Raw genomic sequence first — 24,431 nt, forward strand, 5'->3', positions numbered from 1 at the left:
AGCACTTTCACGCTTCTGCGCGGCACAGGGCGACGGTATCTTCAATCAGGCGGCGTGCCACGGTGCCCGGCGGAGGCAGCAGCGGCAGATCGTCGAACCGGAACCAGGCCGCATCCAGCAGCTCTTTGCCGTCGTGCTGCAGATCGCCGCTCTCATACTCCGCCATAAAGGCGGTCATCAGCGATTGCGGGAAGGGCCACGGCTGGGAGGTCACGTAACGGACATTTTTGATGCGGATATTGCTCTCTTCCATCACCTCACGGGCGACGGCCTGCTCCAGCGTTTCGCCGACTTCGACAAACCCCGCCAGCACGGTGTAGACCTTGTTGCGATGCCGGGCATGGTTTGCCAGCAGGATCTCATCGCCGCGGCGGATAGCCACAATGATGCAGGGCGCGATCTGTGGATAGTAGCGTTCGCGGCAGTGACTGCACAGGCAGGCAAATTCATGTTTGCTGTGGTGCATTTCATGCCCGCAGTAGCCGCACCAGCGATGAGAGCGGTAGAACTCTGCCAGCTGCACGCCGCGCCCGGCCAGCTGAAACAGTTCCACATCCTGATCGATCAGCTGCCGTACCGAAAACATATCGGCTGGACGCGGCTCGCAAATCAGCCAGACTTTTTCACCCTGCCACTCCCCAATCGTCCGGGCTTTACTGCCCGTTAAGCCAAATTTTTCGGCGTTTCCGTGGGGTAAATCACCTTGTGGCAACCAAAGTTTCTGTTCATGGCTGACAATCCACCATCCAGCGTCTACGCTTGAGATTTCGCATTGCATTTATTTCGTCATCCTTAGCGTCAAATCGCACGCTGAAGCCCTGATGTTAAGTGTGTAGATAAACAACTATAACTCACATGGAGTTAGATATGCTTAACCAGTTAGAAGTCCTGGCTGAACGCGTAGGTGGCAGTAATGAACTGGTCGATTCATGGCTTGAAGCCCGTCGTCAGCTCCTGGTGAACTATTATCACCTCGTCGGTCTTAAACCCAACAAAGAGGCGCTGACGCGTCTGGATGAGCAGGCGCTGGACAACTTCTGTCACGGTCTGGTCGATTACCTCTCTGCAGGTCACTTCAGCATCTATGAGCGCGTCATCAACGAGATGAGTGGCGACAGCCCGATGATTGCCGCCGCGCAGATCTACCCGCCGCTGGAAGCGAACACCGAGCGTCTGATGCAGCTGTATGATGGTCACCTGCAGCAGGCGATTGACGATGAGAACTGCATGACCTTCCAGCAGGCGCTGTCCGAAGTGGGCGAAGTGCTGGAAGCGCGCTTTACGCTGGAAGATAAGCTGATTCAGCTTGCGTGGGATAATCAGCTGGCCAAACCGCCCGTTGCCAACGACAGCCAGATTGCCCGTCCGGCGTAATGCCGATTCACATCAGGGGTATTGTGATTATCCGGTAGCCCTTTTATGCTGAACAGGTTCTGAGGCCGGTACGCCAAAGGACCTTTTTTATTTGTGCGTTGAAATATCACGTTTTTACCGCTGAGGCCGCGCTAAGCGCCCGCGTAAAAACCGCTTCTTGTCGGAGTGCCCATCCGGGCTGAGACCGTTAATTCGGGATCCGCGGAACCTGATCAGGTTAGAACCTGCGAAGGGAACAAGAGTAATCAGTCGCTGTCTGCCAGCCGTTGTGCGCTGTCTGTACGCTTACTCCTTCCGAACTCCGGACAAGCATCGTTCCCCTTTAACAGGAAGATTGCTATGTCTGACCCTAAAATGACCCGTCGTGAACAACGCGCCCAGGCGCAGGAATTTATCCACTCCCTGCGGGGCGGCAGTGCGTTCCCCCGCTCCCGTCGTATCTGGATAACCGGCAGCCGGGACGATATCCGCGTGCCGATGCGGGAAATCGCGATGACGCCGACCCCTACCGGCGGCAGCAAAGACGCGCCACTCTATGAACAGAATGAAGCCGTGCCGGTCTATGACACGGCGGGTGCCTATGGCGACCCCGCCGCAGAGATCGACGTGCATCGGGGTCTGGCGAAGCTGCGCGCCGGCTGGATTGCTGAACGCGACGACAGTGAACCCCTAAGCCAGAACAGCTCCGGCTATACCCAGCAGCGACTGGCTGATGAGGGGCTGGACCACCTGCGCTTCGACCAGCTGCCAATCCCGCGACGCGCCCGGACAGGCCGCTGCGTCACGCAACTGCACTACGCCCGCCAGGGGATTGTTACCCCGGAGATGGAGTTCATCGCCCTGCGGGAAAATATGGGCCGGGATCGCATCCGCGCGGAGGTGCTGCTGCAACAGCATCCGGGCCACAGTTTTGGCGCACATCTGCCCGCTGCCATAACGCCCGAGTTCGTGCGGCAGGAGGTAGCGGCCGGTCGCGCCATCATCCCGGCCAATATCAACCACCCTGAATCGGAACCGATGATCATCGGCCGCAACTTTCTGGTAAAGGTCAACGCCAACATCGGCAATTCCGCGGTGACCTCTTCCATTGAAGAGGAAGTGGAGAAGCTGGTCTGGTCCACCCGCTGGGGCGCCGATACGGTGATGGATCTCTCCACCGGACGCTATATCCATGAAACGCGCGAATGGATCCTGCGCAACAGCCCGGTGCCCATCGGCACCGTCCCCATCTATCAGGCGCTGGAGAAAGTAAATGGCGTGGCCGAGTCACTGAACTGGGCGATCTTCCGGGATACGCTGCTTGAGCAGGCGGAACAGGGGGTGGATTACTTCACTATCCACGCGGGCGTGCTGCTGCGCTATGTGCCGATGACGGCGAAGCGGCTGACCGGCATTGTGTCACGCGGCGGTTCGATCATGGCGAAATGGTGCCTGTCGCACCATCAGGAGAACTTCCTCTATCAGCATTTCCGGGAAATCTGTGAAATCTGCGCCGCATATGACGTCTCCCTGTCGCTGGGTGACGGTTTACGTCCGGGTTCGATTCAGGATGCCAACGATGAGGCGCAGTTTGCCGAGCTGCGCACCCTGGGCGAACTGACCCGCATCGCCTGGGAATATGACGTTCAGGTGATGATTGAAGGGCCGGGCCATGTGCCGATGCATATGATCCGCCGCAACATGACCGAACAGCTCGACCTGTGCGATGAAGCGCCCTTCTACACGCTTGGCCCGCTGACTACCGATATCGCGCCCGGCTATGACCATTTCACTTCCGGTATCGGTGCCGCCATGATCGGCTGGTTTGGCTGCGCCATGCTCTGTTACGTTACCCCCAAAGAGCATCTGGGTCTGCCGAACAAGGAGGATGTGAAACAGGGATTGATTACCTACAAAATCGCGGCCCATGCCGCCGATCTGGCGAAAGGCCATCCGGGCGCGCAGATCCGCGATAACGCGATGTCCAAGGCGCGCTTTGAATTCCGCTGGGAGGACCAGTTCAATCTGGCCCTTGATCCCCACACTGCCCGGACGATGCATGACGAAACCCTGCCGCAGGAGTCGGGCAAGGTGGCGCACTTCTGCTCGATGTGTGGCCCGAAATTCTGCTCGATGAAAATTTCTCAGGAGGTGCGTGCGTTCGCCGCCCGCCAGGATACGCGCGCCGAGCCTGTCACCGTAGGCATGGCGCAGATGTCAGACCGATTTCGTCGCCACGGCGGTGAACTCTATCACCCCGCCGACACTCTGAAGGAGGATTAACGATGCCTGCATTTCCTGCTACCGCCCCGCGCCTGGGGCTTTATCCGGTGGTTGACAGCCCCGACTGGATCGCACGCCTGCTGGAGGCGGGCGTCCGCACGATCCAGCTGCGCATAAAAGATCAGCCCGAGGCGATCGCTGAGCCTGCCATCGCGCAGGCGATTGCGCTGGCTCAGCGCTACGATGCGCGCCTGTTTATCAACGATTACTGGGCGCTGGCGATAAAGCATCGGGCCTATGGCGTCCATCTGGGTCAGGAGGACCTGGATATCGCCGATCTTGACCGCATTCGGCAGGCCGGCTTACGGCTGGGGATCTCAACCCATGATGATGCGGAACTGGATCGCGCCCTGGCGATCCAGCCCTCTTACATCGCGCTGGGCCATATCTTCCCGACTCAGACCAAAGCGATGCCGTCTGCGCCACAGGGCCTCGAGCAGCTGAAACAGCATCTGGCCCGCCTGACCGACATCCCTACCGTGGCGATTGGCGGGATCTCGATAGCCCGTGCGCCCGGGGTGCTGGCCACTGGCGTGGGCAGCATTGCGGTGGTGAGCGCGATTACTCAGGCGGAGGACTGGCGTGCCGCAACCGCGACGCTGCTGGCGCTGACCGAAGGCGATGGGCAGGCATGCTGAGACCTGTCCCGCAGCGCGACGGCAAAACGGGTAACACCGGTACGCTCTGCGGAAAGCCTGTCGCAGAAGAGAACGTTGCCGCTGGCGTGTGCTGGTGCGGCAGCTTAACGTGGACGTCGTCAGGTTAAGGTTATCTGACCAAGGCCGGTTCACTCCTCTTGCCGGCCCTGCCTCCTTGTTCACGATGTCAGCGCGGAGGCCGGGCCTGGCGTCTCATGCTGGCAGGCGATCATCGCGCGTTCAACGGCCGCCCCGACCTGCGCCAGTGCCTGTTCAGTCTGTTCGGTAACGGGCAGGCCGTAGTTCAGACGCAGGCAGTTACGGTATTTACCTGAGGCGGAAAACAGCGAACCTACGGCGATCTGTATTTTCGACTCGCGCAGTTCACGGTTGAGCCGGACCGCATCGAAGGCGTCGGGAAGTTCGATCCACATCAGAAAACCGCCCTGAGGCCGCGACACGCAGATGCCACAGGGAAAGTAGTGGCGTACCCAGCAGCTGAAGCGTTCATAGTTGCGGTGATAGATCTGCCGCATCCGGCGCAGATGGGGCTGATAATGTCCCTGACGGATAAATTCGGAGACCGCATGCTGAGGCTGCGTGGCGGTGGAACCGGTGACGATATATTTCATATGCAGCACGCGATCGCGATAGCGGCCGGGAACCACCCAGCCGACCCGTAAACCCGGTGCCAGCGTTTTAGAAAAGGAGCTGCAGAGCAGAACCCGGCCGTCCAGATCAAACGCTTTAATGGCCGGTGGCCGTGGATAGTCCCAGGCCAGCTCACCATACACATCATCTTCAATGATCGCGGCATCGAACCGCTGCGCCAGCGCCAGCAACGCCCGCTTACGCGACTCCGGCATGATAAAACCCAGCGGATTATTACAGTTCGGCACGACCACAACGGCCTTGATCGGCCATTGATCAAAGGCCAGCTCCAGCGCCTCCAGACTGATGCCGGTCGCCGCATCGGTCGGGATCTCGATGGCGCGGATGCCAAAGCCGCGCAGCGTCTGCATAATGCCGTGAAACGAAGGCGACTCGACGGCAATGATGTCACCCGGCTCGCAGACCGCCCGGACGGCAACGGATAACGCTTCGTGACAGCCGGTGGTGATCACAATGTCATCGGCCGTAAGCTGGCAGCCGCTGTCGATCGCCAGCCGGGCAATCTGCTGCCGCAGTGCAAGTACGCCATAGAGATTGTCATAGTTGAGCAACGCGGTTTCCTGCTTCTGGGCCTGGCGGCTGAACGCTTTCCAGAGTGGCTTAAGCGTTGGCTGCGTCAGATCGGGCATCCCGCTACCCAGCTGCAGGACATCCTCTTCCAGACGTCCATTAATCAGCTCCAGCACTGCATCCCACTGCGTTACCTCCACCGGCCGCTGCACGGGGCGCGTCAGCGCCGGGATCGGCGGCGCCGCTTTGCAGGATGCAACAAAGTAGCCGGAGCGTGACTGCGGCGTGATCATCTGCTTCTCTTCCAGCAGATGGTAAGCCTGCTGCACGGTACTGATACTGACGCCATGTTCAGCGCTAAGGGTTCGTACCGACGGCAGGCGTTCGCCACTGCGGTATAAGCCCTGTTCAATGCGCTGAGCCAGCAGCGAAGCCAGATGTTCATAACGGGTCATTGTATTTACTCCGGCTCAGGTAGTGAGCAGTAACCAGTACAGTTGAGTCCCGTTTTTACCATTCAGACCCCGTTTACCGCAATCTGTATGTTAAAAAAAGGTGATTTTTGAATCTGTATCATACAGACCGTTTTACGGAAAATAGCCTCTCACATCACTGAGGGCACTATCATGGGATACGATGAGAATCGCGCAGTTAAACCGTTTGCCGGCACGCCTTACCACCTGGTTCGTTTTCTGTGGCGCTGTTTCAGACGCTGGCAGCGGCGGCGGGAAACCTCTGCCATTCTGTCGAAGCTGAGTGACCAGCAGCTCAGGGATATTGGCATCCGCCGCAATGAGTGGAAGGCCTGAAAAAAGCGAAAAAAAAACCCTGCCGGAGCAGGGTTTTTTATCAGACAAAGGACGATTAATCGTCTTTGTTGCCGCCGAGACCGGCGTTCAGCAGTTCAGCCAGGCTGGCTGATGCTTCATCCGCAGTCACCTGCGGTACAACTGGCACTTCGCCTGCCGCTCTGCGACGCATACGATCCTGATGGTACGCATAACCGGTACCGGCCGGGATCAGACGACCCACGATCACGTTCTCTTTCAGGCCGCGCAGTTCGTCGCGCTTGCCCGCTACTGCGGCTTCGGTCAGGACACGGGTGGTCTCCTGGAACGATGCGGCAGAGATGAACGATTCGGTAGCCAGTGACGCTTTGGTAATACCCAGCAGATCACGTACGTAGGTTGCGCCCACTTTTCCGTTCGCTTCCAGATCACGGTTAGAGATCTTGATGCGAGAGTACTCAGCCTGCTCACCTTCCAGGAAGTCTGCACCGCCTGCGCTCACGATAGTGGCTTTACGCAGCATCTGACGAACGATGACTTCGATGTGCTTATCGTTAATCTTAACGCCCTGCAGACGGTAAACTTCCTGCACTTCGTTAGTGATGTAACGGGTCACCGCATGCACGCCACGCAGACGCAGGATGTCATGTGGAGACTCTGGGCCATCGGAAACCACGTCACCGCGCTCAACACGTTCACCTTCGAACACGTTCAGCTGACGCCATTTCGGAATCATCTCTTCGTACGGCTCGCTTCCATCCAGCGGAGTGATCACCAGACGGCGTTTACCTTTGGTCTCTTTACCGAAGGAGATGATGCCGCTGATCTCCGCCAGGATAGCTGGCTCTTTCGGACGACGCGCTTCGAACAGGTCAGCAACGCGTGGCAGACCACCGGTAATATCCTTGGTACCGCCCGATTCCTGCGGTACACGCGCCAGGGTGTCACCGGCACTGATTTTCACGCCATCTTCCAGCTGAACAATCGCTTTACCTGGCAGGAAGTACTGAGCCGGCATGTCGGTGCCCGGGATCAGAACGTCGTTGCCGCTGGCATCAACAATTTTCAGCGCAGGACGCAGATCTTTACCGCCTGACGTACGCTCAGCACTGTCCAGAACCACCAGCGAAGACAGACCGGTTAAGTCATCTGTCTGACGGGTAATGGTCTGGCCATCGATCATGTCCGTGAAGCGAATGAAACCGCCCACTTCGGTGATAACTGGCATGGTATGCGGATCCCAGTTCGCAACGGTCTCGCCCGCAGCAACCTGCTCACCATCACCTTTCGCCATGGTAGAACCGTAAGGAACTTTATAGCTCTCTTTGGTACGACCAAATTCATCGATCATTTTCAGTTCGACGTTACGCGAGGTGATCACCAGCTTACCGGCCGAGTTCGTTACCGACTTGGCGTTGGTCAGCTTGATGGTACCTTTGTTCTTCACCTGAATGCTGGATTCAGCAGCCGCACGCGATGCCGCACCACCGATGTGGAACGTACGCATCGTCAGCTGTGTACCCGGCTCACCGATGGACTGTGCCGCGATAACACCGATCGCTTCGCCTTTGTTGATGATGTGACCACGTGCCAGGTCGCGACCGTAGCAATGCGCACACACACCAAAGTCGGTTTCACAACCTACAACAGAGCGGACTTTCAGGCTGTCGACGGAGTTCAGTTCCAGCACGTCACACCAGTGCTCATCGAGCAGGGTGTTGCGTGGAACCAGAATGTCCGCAGTACCCGGCTTCAGAACGTCTTCAGCGGTCACACGACCCAGTACACGTTCACGCAGCGGCTCTTTCACGTCGCCACCTTCGATGACTGGCGTCATCATGATGCCTTCGTGTGTACCACAGTCATCTTCAGTCACAACAAGGTCCTGAGCAACGTCAACCAGACGACGCGTCAGATAACCGGAGTTCGCTGTTTTCAGTGCGGTATCCGCAAGACCTTTACGCGCACCGTGGGTTGAGATGAAGTACTGGAGTACGTTCAGCCCTTCACGGAAGTTCGCCGTAATCGGTGTTTCAATGATTGAGCCATCCGGCTTCGCCATCAGACCACGCATACCGGCCAGCTGACGAATCTGTGCAGCAGAACCACGCGCACCAGAGTCGGCCATCATAAAGATGCTGTTAAAGGAAACCTGTTTCTCTTCTTCGCCGTCACGGTTAATCACGGTTTCGGTTGAGAGGTTTTCCATCATCGCCTTGGCAACACGTTCGTTGGCGGCGGCCCAGATATCGATGACTTTGTTATAACGTTCGCCGGCGGTAACCAGACCAGACTGGAACTGCTCCTGGATCTCAGCCACTTCCGCTTCCGCTTCGGTGATGATTTCCACTTTCTTCTCTGGAATCACCATGTCGTCGATACCGACTGACGCGCCTGAACGGGCAGCGTAGGCGAAACCGGTGTACATGGTCTGGTCAGCGAAGATAACGGTCGGCTTCAGACCCAGAATGCGGTAACAGGTGTTCAGCATTTTGGAGATAGCTTTTTTACCCAGCGCCTGGTTAACGATGGAGTAAGGCAGACCTTTTGGCACGATCATCCACAGGATGGCGCGACCGATAGTCGTGTCGATCAGGCTGGTTTTAGCGACCCACTCATCCTGCTCGTTTTTCTCGTGTTCGGTGATACGCACCTTCACGCGAGCATGCAGAGAAGCGAGGCCAGCGCGATAAATACGCTCAGCTTCTTTCGGGCCAGTCAGCACCATGCCTTCGCCTTTGGCGTTAACACAGTCACGGGTCATGTAGTACAGACCCAGTACAACGTCCTGAGAAGGAACGATGATTGGCTCGCCGTTCGCAGGTGACAGGATGTTGTTGGTCGACATCATCAGCGCACGCGCTTCCAGCTGGGCTTCCAGCGTCAGCGGTACGTGGACAGCCATCTGGTCACCATCGAAGTCGGCGTTATAGGCCGCACAGACCAGCGGGTGAAGCTGGATCGCTTTACCTTCGATCAGAACCGGTTCAAAGGCCTGAATACCCAGACGGTGCAGCGTAGGCGCACGGTTCAGCAGAACCGGGTGCTCACGGATCACTTCGTCGAGGATATCCCAGACAACCGCTTCTTCGCGCTCAACCATTTTCTTCGCGGCTTTGATGGTGGTGGCCAGGCCACGCAGTTCCAGCTTGCCGTAAATGAACGGTTTGAACAGCTCGAGTGCCATTTTCTTCGGCAGGCCGCACTGATGCAGACGCAGGTATGGACCAACGGTGATAACGGAACGACCAGAGTAGTCGACACGTTTACCCAGCAGGTTCTGACGGAAACGACCCTGCTTACCTTTGATCATGTCTGCCAGCGATTTCAGCGGACGCTTGTTGGAACCGGTGATCGCACGACCGCGACGACCGTTATCCAGCAGAGCATCGACCGCTTCCTGCAGCATACGCTTTTCGTTGCGCACGATGATGTCTGGCGCAGCCAGATCCAGCAGGCGCTTCAGACGGTTGTTACGGTTGATCACGCGACGATAGAGATCGTTCAGATCTGACGTTGCGAAACGGCCACCGTCCAGCGGTACCAGCGGACGCAGATCCGGTGGCAGAACAGGCAGCACGGTCAGGATCATCCACTCTGGCTTGTTACCAGACTGTACGAACGCTTCCAGCAGCTTGATACGCTTGGTCAGTTTTTTACGTTTGGTTTCGGAGTTCGTTTCGTTCAGCTCTTCACGCAGCTGATCGCACTCCTGCTCCAGATCCATGTTTTTCAACAGGGCCTGGATCGCTTCGGCGCCCATTTTGGCGTCGAATTCGTCACCGAACTCTTCCAGTGCGTCAAGGTACTGCTCTTCGGTCAGGATCTGACGCTTCTCGAGGTTGGTCATGCCACCTTCGATTACCACGTAAGATTCAAAGTAGAGCACGCGCTCGATGTCACGCAGCGGCATATCCAGCAGTAAGCCGATACGCGATGGCAGTGACTTCAGGAACCAGATGTGCGCGGTTGGCGACGCCAGTTCGATGTGGCCCATACGCTCACGGCGTACTTTAGTCTGGGTCACTTCAACGCCGCACTTCTCACAAATCACACCACGGTGTTTCAGGCGCTTGTACTTACCGCACAGGCACTCATAGTCTTTTACCGGCCCGAAGATACGGGCACAGAACAGACCATCGCGCTCTGGCTTGAAAGTACGGTAGTTAATGGTTTCTGGCTTTTTCACTTCACCAAAAGACCAGGAACGGATCATGTCTGGCGAAGCCAGCGCAATTTTGATCGCATCAAACTCTTCGGTCTTAGTTTGCGCTTTCAGAAACTTAAGTAAGTCTTTCACGGATTAGCTCCCGTCGGAGTGAGACTCAGGGGGCGTCCAACCGAAATTGAACGCCCCGTAACCAGTACAATTGCGAGCGCTTTAAACCCGGCGCTTTCAGGCAACGGCGAACCGCTGCCTGAAATGGGGTTACTCGTCTTCCAGCTCGATGTTGATACCCAGCGAGCGAATCTCTTTCAACAGTACGTTGAAGGATTCCGGCATGCCCGGTTCCATCTGATGGTTGCCGTCAACGATGTTTTTATACATCTTGGTACGGCCGTTGACGTCATCAGACTTAACGGTAAGCATTTCCTGCAGGGTATACGCGGCACCGTAAGCTTCCAGTGCCCATACTTCCATCTCACCAAAGCGCTGACCACCGAACTGCGCCTTACCACCCAGCGGCTGCTGAGTAACCAGGCTGTAGGAACCGGTAGAACGTGCATGCATCTTGTCATCAACCAGGTGGTTAAGTTTCAGCATGTACATGTAGCCAACGGTTACCTGACGTTCGAACTGCTCACCGGTACGGCCGTCAAACAGGGTAATCTGACCGGAAGAAGGCAGGCCGCCGAGCTGTAACAGCTCTTTGATCTCACTCTCTTTCGCGCCATCAAACACCGGCGTAGCGATTGGCATACCTTTCTTCAGGTTCTCAGCCAGACGCAGAACTTCGTCATCGGAGAAGGTGTTCAGGTCAACTCTCTGACGCAGATCGGTACCCAGGTCATAGGCGCGCTGGATGAATTCGCGCAGTTTCGCGACTTCTTCCTGCTTCTTAAGCATGGCGTTGATCTTCTCGCCGATGCCTTTCGCTGCCATTCCCAGGTGGGTTTCCAGAATCTGACCGATGTTCATACGTGATGGTACGCCCAGCGGGTTCAGAACGATGTCTACCGGCGTGCCGTTTTCATCGTAAGGCATATCTTCAATCGGGTTGATCTTGGAGATAACACCTTTGTTACCGTGACGACCAGCCATTTTGTCACCCGGCTGAATCTGACGCTTAACGGCCAGATAAACCTTAACGATTTTCAGCACGCCTGGTGCCAGATCATCGCCCTGGGTGATCTTACGACGCTTACCTTCGAGCTTCTTCTCAAACTCGTGCTTCAGTTCGTCGTACTGCTCGGCCAGCTGTTCCAGCTGGTTTTGCTTCGCTTCGTCGTTCAGACCCAGTTCCAGCCAGCGCTCGCGCGGCAGCTTGTCCAGTTTGTCTGCTTCAACGCCACCGGAGATCAGGACGTTCTGAATACGGCTGAACAGGCCCGCTTCCAGAATCTGCAGCTCTTCAGACAGGTCTTTCTTCGCCTGCTTCAGCTGCATCTCTTCGATTTCCAGCGCACGTTTGTCTTTTTCCACGCCATCGCGGGTAAAGACCTGAACGTCGATCACGGTGCCTGACACGCCATTCGGTACGCGCAGTGACGAATCTTTCACGTCAGAGGCTTTTTCACCGAAGATCGCGCGCAGCAGTTTCTCTTCTGGCGTCAGCTGGGTTTCACCTTTCGGCGTTACCTTACCCACCAGAATGTCACCACCGGTCACTTCAGCACCGATGTAGACGATGCCTGACTCATCCAGTTTAGAGAGTGCAGCTTCACCCACGTTCGGGATGTCAGCGGTGATCTCTTCCGGCCCCAGTTTGGTGTCACGCGACACGCAAGCCAGTTCCTGAATGTGGATAGTGGTAAAGCGATCTTCCTGCACCACGCGCTCGGAGACCAGGATGGAGTCTTCGAAGTTGTAACCGTTCCACGGCATGAACGCGACGCGCATGTTCTGACCCAGCGCCAGTTCACCCAGATCGGTGGACGGGCCATCAGCCAGCACATCACCACGTTCAACCGGCTCACCCAGAGAGACACATGGCATCTGGTTGATACAGGTGTTCTGGTTAGAACGGGTGTATTTGGTCAGGTTATAGATGTCGATACCGGCTTCGCCAGCATACATCTCATCTTCGTTCACCTTGATCACGATACGTGAGGCGTCAACGTACTGAACGGTACCGCCACGTTTGGCCACGGCGGTAACACCGGAGTCAACGGCAACAGCACGTTCCATACCGGTACCAACCAGCGGCTTATCAGCACGCAGAGTCGGAACGGCCTGACGTTGCATGTTCGCACCCATCAGAGCACGGTTGGCGTCATCGTGTTCCAGGAACGGGATCAGGGATGCACCGACAGAAACCACCTGCTGGGTGGAAACGTCCATGTAGTCAACCTGATCGCGGCTGAACAGGCTCGATTCGCCTTTGCTACGGCAGGTGACCAGGTCATCCACAAACGCGCCGTTGTCATCCAGCGGGGCGTTCGCCTGTGCGATAACGTAGTTACCCTCTTCGATAGCAGAGAGGTAATGAATCTCGTCAGAGACCAGGCCATCGATCACACGGCGATACGGGGTTTCAAGGAAACCGTACTCATTGGTCTGCGCATAAACAGACAAGGAGTTGATCAGACCGATGTTCGGACCTTCCGGGGTCTCGATTGGGCAGACACGACCGTAGTGCGTTGGGTGTACGTCACGCACTTCGAAGCCGGCACGCTCACGAGTCAGACCACCCGGGCCGAGAGCAGAGATACGACGTTTGTGCGTGATCTCTGACAGCGGGTTGTTCTGGTCCATAAACTGAGACAGCTGGCTTGAACCAAAGAACTCTTTCACCGCGGCCGAAATCGGCTTGGCGTTGATCATGTCCTGTGGCATCAGGGTATCCAGATCGCCCAGTGACAGACGCTCTTTAACCGCACGCTCAACACGTACCAGACCTACGCGGAACTGGTTCTCAGCCATTTCGCCGACTGAACGAATACGACGGTTGCCGAGGTGGTCGATATCGTCCACTTCGCCTTTACCGTTACGGATGTCGATCAGCTTCTTCATCACTTCGATGATGTCTTCTTTGCTCAGGATACCTGAACCTTCGATTTCATCACGCAGCAATGAGCGGTTGAATTTCATACGGCCGACAGCAGACAGGTCGTAACGATCTTCAGAGAAGAACAGGTTTTCGAACAGGTTCTCTGCGGCTTCACGCGTTGGCGGCTCACCAGGACGCATCATGCGGTAGATCTCAACCAGGGCGCTCAGGCGATCGCTGGTTGGGTCAACACGCAGGGTCTCAGACATATATGGACCGTGGTCCAGATCGTTGGTGAACAGCGTTTCGATGCGCTTGTGACCGGACTGGCTCAGTTTCGCCAGCAGATCCAGCGACAGCTCCATGTTCGCTGCAACAATCAGCTCACCGGTGCTCTCATCGATGTAATCTTTAGCGACCACTTTGCCCGCGATATATTCAACCGGGACTTCGATGTGCTGAATGCCATCTTTTTCCAGCTGACGGATATGGCGCGCAGTGATGCGGCGACCTTTTTCGACGTAGACGGTGCCGTTCGCTTCGATATCGAAGGTCGCAGTTTCACCGCGCAGGCGCTCAGGCACCAGCTCCATCTGCAGCTTGTTGTCACGGATTTCAAAGACCACTTTCTCAAAGAAGAGATCGAGGATCTGAGGCGTCGTGAACTGTAACGCACGCAGGATGATAGTGGCCGGCAGCTTACGACGACGGTCAATACGGACAAACAGGTTATCTTTCGGGTCAAACTCAAAGTCGAGCCATGAACCGCGGTAAGGGATGATACGTGCGTTATAAAGCACTTTACCCGAAGAGTGGGTTTTACCCTTATCGCTATCAAAGAACACGCCAGGACTACGGTGCAGCTGAGAAACGATAACGCGCTCGGTACCATTGATGACAAAGGTACCGTTGTCGGTCATGAGCGGAATTTCGCCCATGTAGACTTCTTGTTCTTTAATATCTTTTACGGTGCCTTCTGGCGCTTCGCGCTCATAGATCACCAGACGCAGTTTCACGCGCAGCGGTGCCGAATAGGTCACGCCACGGATCTGACACTCTTTCACGTCAAAGACAGGTTCGCCCAGGCGATAGCTGACATACTGCAGCTCAGAGTTGCCGCTGTAGCTCGCAATAGGGAATACAGAGCGGAATGCAGCTTCCAGCCCGTACTGACCTTCTGGATCTTGCTCGATAAACTTCTGGAACGAGTCGAGCTGGATGGAAAGGAGATAAGGTATGTCCAGTACTTGTGGACGTTTACCAAAATCCTTACGAATACGTTTTTTCTCGGTATAGGAGTAAACCATAGGGTTCCTCAGCTAGCTGACAAGTCGACCCACGCTGTCCGTCCTGACAGGACAGTTCATGCAACACGATTTTGTTTGATTCACTGGCTGCGGGGCAGCAGTGCAATACCTCTTTCTATCACGCTTAAATCATTTCATCGCTTTTGCGAAGGCAGGGAACCCACTCAGGAAAGCGGTATATTAAGTCGTCGATAGAGAAAGATATTGAAGAGTAGCAATGGACAAACAGTGTGAAACCCCATTGAAACCCTGTAGCGCAAAAAGGCTGGTGACCAAAAAGTCACCAGCCATCAGTCTGAAACTACTCAGACTGCAACCCGAGGGTTGTCTTACTTAACTTCAACTTCAGCGCCAGCTTCTTTCAGAGCAGCTTCAAGTGCAGCTGCGTCGTCTTTGCTGATGCCTTCTTTGATCACGCCAGTTGCTTCAACCAGATCTTTGGCTTCTTTCAGGCCCAGACCAGTTGCAGTACGTACGGCTTTGATTACTGCTACTTTGTTCGCGCCAACAGCTTTCAGTACGACGTCGAATTCAGTTTTTTCTTCAACAGCTTCAGCCGGGCCCGCAGCAACAGCTACAGCAGCAGCAGCAGAAACGCCGAATTTTTCTTCCATAGCAGAAACCAGCTCAACTACTTCCATTACGGACATAGCTGCAACAGCTTCCAGAATTTGGTCTTTAGTGATAGACATAACAATTGTTCCTAAGAATCAGAAAAAGTTTATACGTTAGCAAACACGAAGGAAAAGAGGCTGGCCTTAAGCCGCTTCTTTTGCGTCGCGTACAGCAGCCAGAGTGCGGACCAGTTTGCCAGCAGCGGCTTCTTTCATGGTCGACATCAGACGTGCCAGTGCTTCTTCGTAGGTCGGCAGCGTTGCCAGACGGTCAATATTGGCCGCCGTGATCAGCTCACCTTCAAAGGCTGCAGCTTTGACCTCAAATTTTGCATTCGCTTTCGCGAAATCTTTGAACAGACGAGCAGCAGCGCCCGGGTGTTCCATAGAATATGCAATCAGGGTCGGACCAACAAACGTGTCTTTCAGGCACTCAAACTGAGTACCTTCAACGACGCGGCGCAGCAGGGTGTTACGAACAACACGCATGTAAACGCCAGCTTCACGACCTGCTTTACGCAGTTCGGTCATTTTATCAACGGTAACGCCACGGGAATCCGCAACAACCGCTGAAAGCGCACCTTTGGCTACTTCGCTGACTTCAGCAACAATCGCTTGTTTGTCTTGAAGATTTAATGCCATTAGCTTTTGCTCCTGGATTTGACCGGGAAAGGATTTCCCCGGAACTCACTTCACTTATCCCCCCGAAGGAAAATAAGCGCTCGAACACGGTGAGCAGAATCCAGCTAAGAAAAAATTCTTTTGGTTCTGTCACCGTCTACGCAGGATATTAAGCCATTTATCCGGAGATAAGCGGCTCCTGCGGTCTTGGACGGAGGCCAGGATAAGGCCTGGCTCCAACCTAAATTCTGTGCGACGCAGCAGAGTCAGAGGGAAAAGCGATAACGCCCTACTCCGTTCCGGCTCTCTGGTGTCCTGTTCTGCTAATAACAGAACAACGGGCGTAAGATTCTAGGTGAATTTTTCGCCCGTTTCAAGCAGCAATTAGTTTGCTGTTGCGTTCAGACCAGCCTGGTCAACGGCAACGCCGGCGCCCATGGTGGTTGAAAGGCTGACTTTCTTGATGTACACGCCTTTCGCCTGAGAGGGTTTTGCTTTTTTCAGCGCAACCAGCAGAGATTCCAGGTTTTCTTTCAGTTTGTCAGCGTCAAAGTCCACTTTACCGATGGTAGTGTGGATGATGCCGTTTTTGTCGTTACGATAACGAACCTGACCCGCTTTAGCGTTCTTAACCGCTTCAGCAACGTTAGGGGTTACAGTACCGACTTTCGGGTTTGGCATCAGGCCACGTGGACCCAGAATCTGGCCCAGCTGGCCAACAACGCGCATTGCATCCGGAGAAGCAATAACAACGTCAAAATTCATTTCGCCTTTCTTGATCTGCTCAGCCAGGTCTTCCATACCAACCAGCTCAGCGCCGGCAGCTTTAGCCGCTTCAGCGTTAGCACCCTGGGTGAAGACAGCCACACGTACTGAACGACCAGTACCGTGTGGCAGAACGGTCGCGCCGCGTACGTTCTGATCAGATTTACGTGCATCGATGCCGAGGTTGACAGCAACGTCAACGCTTTCAACGAACTTGGCAGTAGCCAGTTCTTTCAGCAGAGCAACAGCTTCAGCAATGTCATACTGCTTGGTCGCGTCAACTTTGTCGCGAATTACGGTCATGCGCTTGGTCAGCTTAGCCATTTCTTAGTCCTCTACTACCAGGCCCATGGAACGAGCAGTACCTTCGATTGAGCGAGTCATCGCTTCAACGTCAGAACCAGTCATGTCCGCAGCTTTGGTTTCTGCGATTTCACGTACCTGAGCACGAGTCACTTTACCGACTTTATCTTTGTTCGGCTTACCAGAACCAGACTTGATGCCCGCTGCTTTTTTCAGCAGTACGGCAGCCGGAGGCGTTTTGGTAATGAAAGTGAAAGAGCGGTCGCTGTATACGGTGATAACAACAGGAGTCGGCAGACCTTTTTCCAGAGATTCGGTCTTCGCGTTGAACGCTTTACAGAATTCCATGATGTTAACACCCTGCTGACCCAGAGCTGGACCAACCGGTGGACTTGGGTTCGCCATACCAGCTGCAACCTGCAGCTTGACGTAGGCTTGGACTTTCTTAGCCATGATATTTCCTCAATTGGGTTATAGCGCCTGTAAAAAGGCTCCCCGTGATAACGATTTATACGCTGTTGCCAGCGCATAAAAACAAAAGGCGCGAAATTGTAGTTAAATTTCGCGCCTGCTGCAACAGCTAATTTGTGAGCGGAAAGAGGTTAACCTTTCTCCACCTGACCGAAGTCGAGTTCAACCGGCGTTGCACGTCCGAAGATGGAAACGGAAACCGTCAGGCGGCTCTTCTCGTAATCCACATCTTCAACGACACCGTTAAAGTCAGCAAAGGGACCATCGTTAACGCGAACCATTTCACCTGGCTCAAACAGCGTTTTCGGACGCGGCTTGTCACCGACCTGCTGCAGACGGTTCATGATCGCATCAACTTCTTTGTCGCTGATCGGTGCCGGACGGTCAGAGGTCCCGCCGATGAAACCCATCACGCGCGGGACACTGCGCACCAGGTGCCAGCTGGCGTCATTCATCACCATCTGAACCAGTACGTATCCCGGGAAAAACTTGCGCTCGCTCTTACGACGCTGGCCACCACGAATCTCAACGACTTCTTCAGTCGGAACCATGACGTCGCCAAACAGCTCTTCCATGTTGTGCAATTTGATATGCTCGCGCAGCGATTGGGCTACGCGGCCTTCAAAACCGGAAAACGCCTGTACGACGTACCAGCGTTTCTTTGGAGCTTCAGACATCTCAGAACCTCAGGCCAGTGATAAACGATACCAGACGGACCAGAATACCATCCAGCCCCCACAAAATCAGTGACATCACGGCAGTCACCGCGGCAACGATTAACGTGGTGTGCAGCGTTTCCTGGCGGGTTGGCCAGATAACCTTACGCATTTCTGTTCTTGCTTCACGAGCAAAAGCCACGGTCGCTTTGCCTTTGGTCGTTAAAAGCGCAATGCCGCCAGCCGCTGCAATCAGTACAACTACGGCTAACGCGCGCAGTGGCAGTGACACATCACGATAGAGGTAGTTACCTACAATCGCCGCAAGCAGCAGTACCACGACTGCTACCCACTTTACCGCTTCCAGGCCACGCCCGCTCCCTTGAGCTTCGGTATTCGCACTCATAAACCAACCTGCCACAATAATTCAGAAACTATTCTGCCCCGCAGTGCGAGGCGTCCAAACCGAATGAGCTTTTGAGGCGTAACTCGGTATCTAACGCCGCATGACAGAGCCTGTCTCAGCAATGATTATGATCGAAAAAATCACTGATGAGCCAGGTTCTATAAAACAGCGTGCAAAAAGGGCATCAAATGATGCCCTTTCCGTGTGCATTGCGTCAAACGTTATCGGTAATTATGCGATAACTTTAGCAACAACACCCGCGCCAACGGTACGGCCACCTTCGCGGATTGCGAAGCGCAGACCTTCGTCCATAGCGATTGGGTGGATCAGGGTAACAACCATTTTGATGTTGTCGCCTGGCATAACCATTTCAACGCCTTCTGGCAGCTCTACTGAACCGGTCACGTCAGTGGTACGGAAGTAGAACTGTGGACGGTAGCCCTTGAAGAACGGAGTATGGCGGCCACCTTCGTCTTTAGACAGAACGTAAACTTCTGACTCGAACTGGGTGTGTGGCTTGATGGTGCCTGGCTTAGCCAGAACCTGACCACGCTGGATGTCTTCACGCTTGATACCGCGCAGCAGAACACCACAGTTTTCGCCTGCCTGACCCTGGTCCAGCAGCTTACGGAACATCTCAACACCGGTACAGGTTGATTTCGCAGTATCTTTGATACCAACGATTTCAACTTCGTCGCCGACTTTAACGATGCCGCGCTCAACACGACCGGTAACAACGGTACCACGGCCAGAGATTGAGAAGACGTCTTCGATTGGCAGCAGGAACGGCATGTCGATCGCACGGACTGGATCCGGGATGTAGTTGTCCAGGTGTTCAGCCAGCTCGATGATTTTAGCTTCCCACTCCGCTTCGCCTTCCAGCGCTTTCAGCGCAGAACCACGAACGATTGGAGTGTCATCGCCTGGGAAGTCGTACTGTGACAGCAGGTCACGAACTTCCATCTCAACCAGCTCCAGCAGCTCTTCATCATCAACCATGTCACACTTGTTCAGGAACACGATGATGTAAGGAACGCCAACCTGACGACCCAGCAGGATGTGCTCACGGGTCTGTGGCATCGGGCCATCAGTCGCAGCAACAACCAGGATCGCGCCGTCCATCTGCGCAGCACCGGTGATCATGTTTTTCACATAGTCGGCGTGGCCTGGGCAGTCAACGTGAGCATAGTGACGTGAAGCCGTCTCATACTCAACGTGTGCGGTGTTGATGGTAATACCGCGGGCTTTTTCTTCAGGGGTGCTGTCGATCTGGTCGAATGCACGCGCCTGGCCGCCGTTGGTTTTAGCCAGTACGGTAGTGATAGCTGCAGTCAGGGTGGTTTTACCGTGGTCAACGTGACCGATGGTGCCCACGTTTACGTGCAGTTTGTTACGTTGAAATTGCTCTTTAGCCATCGCTAGTCCCTCTAAGACACGGATATATCAATGATATCATCACATTAACCAGGCAATGCCTGACTGCAAGGAAGTTACAGAGAAAATCAGGAGGGAGATTAAAGGAAGTGGTGCTGATACCCAGAGTCGAACTGGGGACCTCACCCTTACCAAGGGTGCGCTCTACCAACTGAGCCATATCAGCACATCTGGAGCGGGCAGCGGGAATCGAACCCGCATCATCAGCTTGGAAGGCTGAGGTAATAGCCATTATACGATGCCCGCATCCTGGAACTCGGCTACCTGTTCTTTCTGTAGCTTGCAGAAAACAGAGAATGACTCTCTGTTATCTACTGCCTGCCAGCGAAGCTGACCGGCTTTGACTTCGCTAACGCTCAGTCTGAATTCAGGGTGATAGATGACTCACCTGACAGATAAACAGGTTGTCTATCTGTACTCAACCGCGAGGCTGAGATGGTGGTGGGAGAAGGATTCGAACCTTCGAAGTCTGTGACGGCAGATTTACAGTCTGCTCCCTTTGGCCGCTCGGGAATCCCACCTACTTGATGGTGCCGGCTACCGGAATCGAACTGGTGACCTACTGATTACAAGTCAGTTGCTCTACCAACTGAGCTAAGCCGGCATCAAGTGGTGCGCATTCTAGGAAGGTCGGGCGCCGGATGCAACTAAAAAATCGCATATTTTTTTTCTATCGCTTACTATTTGTGCAAATCGTCGCATTTTCGCGATTTCCTGCAGAATATTTGTGCAATCCGGCCCTGTTTTTAGCATCTCAGCCGGTTCTGACCAACGCTTCACTCCGCGCGAAAGTGCGCTTTCAGGCAGATAAATGATCCACGGCCTGCGCATTTATTTTACCTGTACGAACTGAGTGATGCTTTTTTGAACCATGCTGCCGCATTTTTTTATTCACCGTCGTGCTTCAGCAGAAAAGAAAACCGCTTTGCGACTAAAAAAACCCGTTTTTTTGGTGCCACCGTGACGAACGCGGTCTCAGAAAGGCAGCCGGTTTTGCCGGGGATATCATCCGGCATCGGGTTTTCTCTTTCCCCCGTCCGCTTTACGCTGCTCTCCCGCGTTCACGCTCGCAGGCGAGGCCCGTAATCAGATAAAAGGGATAATCGTCACCCTGTGGCTGTGAAGCGCGATAAGAGAATAAACAACCCCGGTTCGGCGAAAACAGCGACTATCGTCACGTTTTGTGGGTATGCCGACGAAAGCGAGATCGCCTCTATCTTTTTACTTCTGTTGAAAGCCATACTGGTGATACCCTCCAGCCCATTGTTCTCACTGATAAACCAGCGATTCGTGATCCAATTCACCTGTGCTGTCCTGCTTATCGGATAACGCGCGGTTGATTGCACTGAATCTGCGGTCAGATGCATGCTTATGGATAAAACGACACCCCTGACAACGCCTTATCTGGAGTTCACTCGCGAGCAGTGGGCTGCATTACGTGATTCTGTTCCTATGACACTGTCAGAAGATGAGATCGCGCAGCTGAAAGGTATTAACGAGGATCTCTCACTGGAAGAGGTGGCAGAAATTTATCTGCCGCTTTCGCGTCTGCTTAATTTTTATATCAGTTCGAATGTTCGCCGGCAGGCGGTACTGGAGCAGTTCCTCGGCACGAATGGCCAGAAGATCCCCTATATCATCAGTATTGCGGGCAGCGTAGCGGTCGGGAAAAGCACCACGGCGCGTGTATTGCAGGCGTTGCTGAGCCGCTGGCCTGAACACCGTAAGGTGGAATTGATCACCACGGACGGCTTCCTTCATCCTAATGCCGTGCTGAAAGAGCGTGGCCTGATGAAGAAGAAAGGGTTTCCGCAATCCTATGATATGCACCGGCTGGTTAATTTCGTGTCTGACTTAAAGTCGGGCGCCAGTCAGGTCACCGCTCCGGTCTATTCGCATCTGATTTATGATGTCATCCCTGATGGGGATAAAGTGATCCAGCAGCCTGATATTCTTATTCTTGAAGGCCTGAATGTATTGCAGAGCGGGATGGACTATCCCCACGATCCTCATCATGTCTTTGTGTCAGACTTCGTCGATTTCTCTATCTATGTGGATGCGGAAGAAGATCTCCTGCAGAACTGGTATATCAATCGATTCCTGAAATTCCGTCAGGGCGCCTTTACCGATCCCGACTCCTACTTCCATCACTATGCCCGGCTTTCAGAAGCGGAAGCGATTGAGGTTGCAGGGAATTTATGGAAAGAAATCAACTGGCTCAACCTGCAGGAGAATATCCTGCCGACACGTGAACGGGCCAGCCTGATTATGACTAAAAGCGGCGACCATGCGGTCGACAGGGTTCGCCTGCGTAAATAGACGCTACCGTCTGAGAGCCTGCATTCATGCAGGCTCGCTGACTCACACCGGCCGCAGCGATATCTCACCGCCTACCCAGGATTTGATTTCGCCCTCCTGTTCCAGCAGCAGGCCACCCTGACTGTCGACCCCCCGCGCGATGCCGTGCACTTCCCGTTCGCCAATCAGCAGCTTAACCGGCCGGTTGATAAAATTATCCAGCGCGGCCCAGCGTTCAATAAAGGGCGTTAACCCCTCCTGTTCGAAGAGCGGCAGGGCATCACGCAGGCTGTTAATCAGGCGGGCCGCCAGTTCATTGCGATTCACGGTGACCCCGGCCTCCTGCAGGTTGATCCAGCCCTGATTTATCTGGGCGGCATCCGCTGAACGCATCGCCAGATTAATCCCGGCCCCCATCACAATCTGCGCAGCATCGCCGGTTTTGCCTGTCAACTCAACCAGGATCCCGGCCAGTTTGCGATCGTTCAGATAGATATCATTAGGCCACTTAACGCGGACGTCGCTGGCACCTGACGAGCGCAGTGTCTCCGCCATGATAATCCCAATCACCAGGCTCAGACCCATCGCCGCAGCGGGTCCCTGCTCCAGACGCCAGTACATGGACATGTAAAGATTGGCCCCAAAGGGAGAGAACCACTGACGGCCACGACGGCCGCGACCAGCCTGCTGATATTCCGCGATGCAGGCAGCGCCCGACGCCAGTTCGTTCATCCGCTCCAGCAGATACTGATTCGTCGAATCAATGACCGGGATCACTGAGACGTTGCCCTGTTTGACCAGTGAGAGAATCAGCTGCTCATCCAGCAACTGAATCGGCGCAGAGAGGCTATAGCCCTTTCCTGTTACGGTAAAAACGTCAAGTCCCCAGCTTTTCAGGGTCTGGATATGCTTATTGATGGCAGCCCGGCTCATCCCCAGCGTTTCGCCTAGCTGCTCACCGGAATGAAATTCACCATCAGATAAAATATCGACCAGCTTTAGCGGAACACTGTGGTCTTTCATGCGATTACTCCGACGGCGTTACACTCGCCCCGCGCCTCGATAAAGCGCACTTCAGGCTCCAGCCAGACATCAAATTTTTCCCCTACCCGGGCGCGCACGGCTTTTGCCAGCGCCACGATGTCCTCTGAGGTGGCGTTATCGGCATTGATCAGGACCAGCGCCTGTTGCTGATGAACGGCTGCGCCTCCGATGCGATAACCTTTCAGCTGGCACTGGTCGATAAGCCACCCTGCGGCCAGCTTGGTTTCGCCATCCGGCATCGGATAGTGTGGCATCGCCGGGAACTGCGCCAGCAGTGAACGGCACTGCGCTGCGGAGATCACCGGATTTTTGAAGAAACTGCCGACGTTGCCGGTGACTTTTGGGTCAGGTAACTTGCTCTGGCGCATCCGGCACACCGCATGATAGACATCCCAGGCACTGGCAGTCAGCGGATCGAGCGTCTTCAAATCGCCGTAGGTCAGTACCGGCTGCCAATGCTTAGCCAATATGAACCCTACCGCGACGATCACATAGCCTGACTGATAGCGATGCTTAAAAATGCTGTCGCGATAGCCAAACTCACACGCCTGGCAATCGAGACGCTCTGTCTGGCCATTGTGCAGATTCAGGACGTCGACGTAGTCGCAGACATCTTTTAACTCGACTCCGTAAGCGCCGATATTCTGAATGGGTGCAGAGCCCGTCATTCCCGGGATCAGCGCCAGGTTTTCCAGGCCAGTGATCCCTTTTTCCAGCGTACTTTTGACCAGCTGATGCCAGTTCTCACCGGCGCCGACATGTAATCGCCACTGTTCGTTGTCATCCTGAATGCGGATGCCCTGAATACGGTTTAATACGACGGTTCCGGCAAAATCTTCAAGGAAGAGGACATTGCTACCTTCGCCCAGCACCAGGAAGGGTGTCTGATCCTGCTGGCTGGCCTGCCAGGCCGCCAGAATGGCCGCTGGCGTCTCAGCGACGATGCGTTTTTGTGTATGTACTTCGAGTCCGAGCGTATTGTCGGCTTTTAAGGAAGGATACTGGCTGGACATTTGACGGCCTTTACTGAGTTATCTGGCCGTAGTTTACCGTATCAGAGAGGGGTTCTCAGGCTGTTTTCGGGGATCGGGATGAGGTTTTTCACGATCGACAGACG

At 54.8% G+C, this 24,431-nt stretch carries 18 protein-coding genes, 4 tRNA genes and 1 riboswitch; of the genes, 5 read left to right on the forward strand and 17 right to left on the reverse strand.

Annotation, left to right across the window (positions count from 1 at the left end; all coding sequences use genetic code 11):
• Positions 1–7: 7 nt before the first annotated feature.
• Positions 8–778, reverse strand: a complete 771-nt coding sequence (gene nudC / locus J1C59_RS17825; RefSeq protein WP_128085728.1) for an NAD(+) diphosphatase — start codon at positions 776–778, stop codon at positions 8–10.
• Between the two features lie 89 nt (positions 779–867).
• Between nudC and rsd the strand changes: the two genes are divergently transcribed.
• The 3 genes from rsd to thiE all read left to right on the forward strand — a co-directional run bounded on the left by rsd (position 868) and on the right by thiE (position 4,274).
• A complete protein-coding gene (gene rsd / locus J1C59_RS17830) occupies positions 868–1,374 on the forward strand; it encodes a sigma D regulator (protein WP_128085727.1) in 507 nt (168 codons plus the stop codon).
• A 151-nt stretch (positions 1,375–1,525) separates the two neighbouring features.
• A riboswitch (TPP riboswitch) is annotated at positions 1,526–1,626 on the forward strand.
• An 87-nt stretch (positions 1,627–1,713) separates the two neighbouring features.
• On the forward strand, positions 1,714–3,636 hold the full coding sequence (gene thiC, locus J1C59_RS17835; protein WP_128085726.1) for a phosphomethylpyrimidine synthase ThiC: 1,923 nt from the start codon (positions 1,714–1,716) through the stop codon (positions 3,634–3,636).
• Between the two features lie 2 nt (positions 3,637–3,638).
• Entirely contained in the window at positions 3,639–4,274 is a 636-nt protein-coding gene (gene thiE / locus J1C59_RS17840) for a thiamine phosphate synthase (protein ID WP_128085725.1), read from the forward strand.
• A gap of 179 nt (positions 4,275–4,453) precedes the next feature.
• Here the strand turns inward: thiE and J1C59_RS17845 are convergent, their stop codons facing one another.
• The gene (locus J1C59_RS17845; protein WP_140917105.1) at positions 4,454–5,911 is read right to left on the reverse strand and encodes an aminotransferase-like domain-containing protein; all 1,458 of its coding nucleotides are present in this window, start codon (positions 5,909–5,911) and stop codon (positions 4,454–4,456) included.
• Between the two features lie 171 nt (positions 5,912–6,082).
• Between J1C59_RS17845 and J1C59_RS17850 the strand changes: the two genes are divergently transcribed.
• Positions 6,083–6,265, forward strand: coding sequence for a DUF1127 domain-containing protein (locus J1C59_RS17850; protein ID WP_128085724.1), 183 nt, complete (start codon positions 6,083–6,085; stop codon positions 6,263–6,265).
• Between the two features lie 55 nt (positions 6,266–6,320).
• Here the strand turns inward: J1C59_RS17850 and rpoC are convergent, their stop codons facing one another.
• The 13 genes from rpoC to J1C59_RS17915 all read right to left on the reverse strand — a co-directional run bounded on the left by rpoC (position 6,321) and on the right by J1C59_RS17915 (position 20,576).
• Entirely contained in the window at positions 6,321–10,544 is a 4,224-nt protein-coding gene (rpoC, locus tag J1C59_RS17855) for a DNA-directed RNA polymerase subunit beta' (RefSeq protein WP_128085723.1), read from the reverse strand.
• Between the two features lie 129 nt (positions 10,545–10,673).
• A complete protein-coding gene (gene rpoB / locus J1C59_RS17860; protein ID WP_111141251.1) occupies positions 10,674–14,702 on the reverse strand; it encodes a DNA-directed RNA polymerase subunit beta in 4,029 nt (1,342 codons plus the stop codon).
• Between the two features lie 329 nt (positions 14,703–15,031).
• The gene (gene rplL, locus J1C59_RS17865) at positions 15,032–15,394 is read right to left on the reverse strand and encodes a 50S ribosomal protein L7/L12 (RefSeq protein WP_009092660.1); all 363 of its coding nucleotides are present in this window, start codon (positions 15,392–15,394) and stop codon (positions 15,032–15,034) included.
• Positions 15,395–15,460: 66 nt separating this feature from the next.
• Positions 15,461–15,958 carry a 50S ribosomal protein L10 gene (gene rplJ, locus J1C59_RS17870; RefSeq protein WP_003848098.1) on the reverse strand — a complete coding sequence of 166 codons (498 nt, stop codon included), beginning with the start codon at positions 15,956–15,958 and terminating at the stop codon, positions 15,461–15,463.
• Positions 15,959–16,321: 363 nt separating this feature from the next.
• On the reverse strand, positions 16,322–17,026 hold the full coding sequence (gene rplA, locus J1C59_RS17875; protein ID WP_009092662.1) for a 50S ribosomal protein L1: 705 nt from the start codon (positions 17,024–17,026) through the stop codon (positions 16,322–16,324).
• Between the two features lie 3 nt (positions 17,027–17,029).
• Positions 17,030–17,458 (reverse strand): 50S ribosomal protein L11, encoded by a 429-nt coding sequence (rplK, locus tag J1C59_RS17880; RefSeq protein ID WP_006121495.1) that lies wholly within the window; start codon positions 17,456–17,458, stop codon positions 17,030–17,032.
• A gap of 149 nt (positions 17,459–17,607) precedes the next feature.
• Positions 17,608–18,153 (reverse strand): transcription termination/antitermination protein NusG, encoded by a 546-nt coding sequence (gene nusG / locus J1C59_RS17885; protein ID WP_003848088.1) that lies wholly within the window; start codon positions 18,151–18,153, stop codon positions 17,608–17,610.
• 1 nt (position 18,154) lies between these two features.
• Positions 18,155–18,538: a preprotein translocase subunit SecE gene (gene secE / locus J1C59_RS17890; RefSeq protein ID WP_111142233.1), complete on the reverse strand. Its 384-nt coding sequence runs from the start codon at positions 18,536–18,538 to the stop codon at positions 18,155–18,157.
• A gap of 231 nt (positions 18,539–18,769) precedes the next feature.
• A complete protein-coding gene (gene tuf / locus J1C59_RS17895; protein ID WP_167429651.1) occupies positions 18,770–19,954 on the reverse strand; it encodes an elongation factor Tu in 1,185 nt (394 codons plus the stop codon).
• Positions 19,955–20,062: 108 nt separating this feature from the next.
• Positions 20,063–20,138, reverse strand: a tRNA-Thr gene (locus J1C59_RS17900).
• A 5-nt stretch (positions 20,139–20,143) separates the two neighbouring features.
• Positions 20,144–20,218: transfer RNA gene (locus J1C59_RS17905), tRNA-Gly, on the reverse strand.
• Between the two features lie 190 nt (positions 20,219–20,408).
• Positions 20,409–20,493, reverse strand: a tRNA-Tyr gene (locus J1C59_RS17910).
• Between the two features lie 7 nt (positions 20,494–20,500).
• A tRNA-Thr gene (locus J1C59_RS17915) sits at positions 20,501–20,576 on the reverse strand.
• Positions 20,577–21,343: 767 nt separating this feature from the next.
• Between J1C59_RS17915 and coaA the strand changes: the two genes are divergently transcribed.
• Positions 21,344–22,291, forward strand: coding sequence for a type I pantothenate kinase (coaA, locus tag J1C59_RS17920; RefSeq protein WP_128086824.1), 948 nt, complete (start codon positions 21,344–21,346; stop codon positions 22,289–22,291).
• A gap of 42 nt (positions 22,292–22,333) precedes the next feature.
• Here coaA and birA read toward each other — a convergent pair whose 3' ends face one another.
• Both birA and murB read right to left on the reverse strand, forming a co-directional pair.
• The gene (gene birA / locus J1C59_RS17925) at positions 22,334–23,293 is read right to left on the reverse strand and encodes a bifunctional biotin--[acetyl-CoA-carboxylase] ligase/biotin operon repressor BirA (protein WP_128086823.1); all 960 of its coding nucleotides are present in this window, start codon (positions 23,291–23,293) and stop codon (positions 22,334–22,336) included.
• Complete coding sequence (gene murB / locus J1C59_RS17930) at positions 23,290–24,327, reverse strand: UDP-N-acetylmuramate dehydrogenase (protein ID WP_128086822.1); 1,038 nt, start codon at positions 24,325–24,327, stop codon at positions 23,290–23,292. Before murB ends, birA begins: the two co-directional genes overlap by 4 nt.
• Positions 24,328–24,431: the final 104 nt, after the last annotated feature.

The sequence above is a fragment of the Pantoea deleyi genome (assembly GCF_022647325.1).
GTDB classification, from domain to species: domain Bacteria; phylum Pseudomonadota; class Gammaproteobacteria; order Enterobacterales; family Enterobacteriaceae; genus Pantoea; species Pantoea deleyi.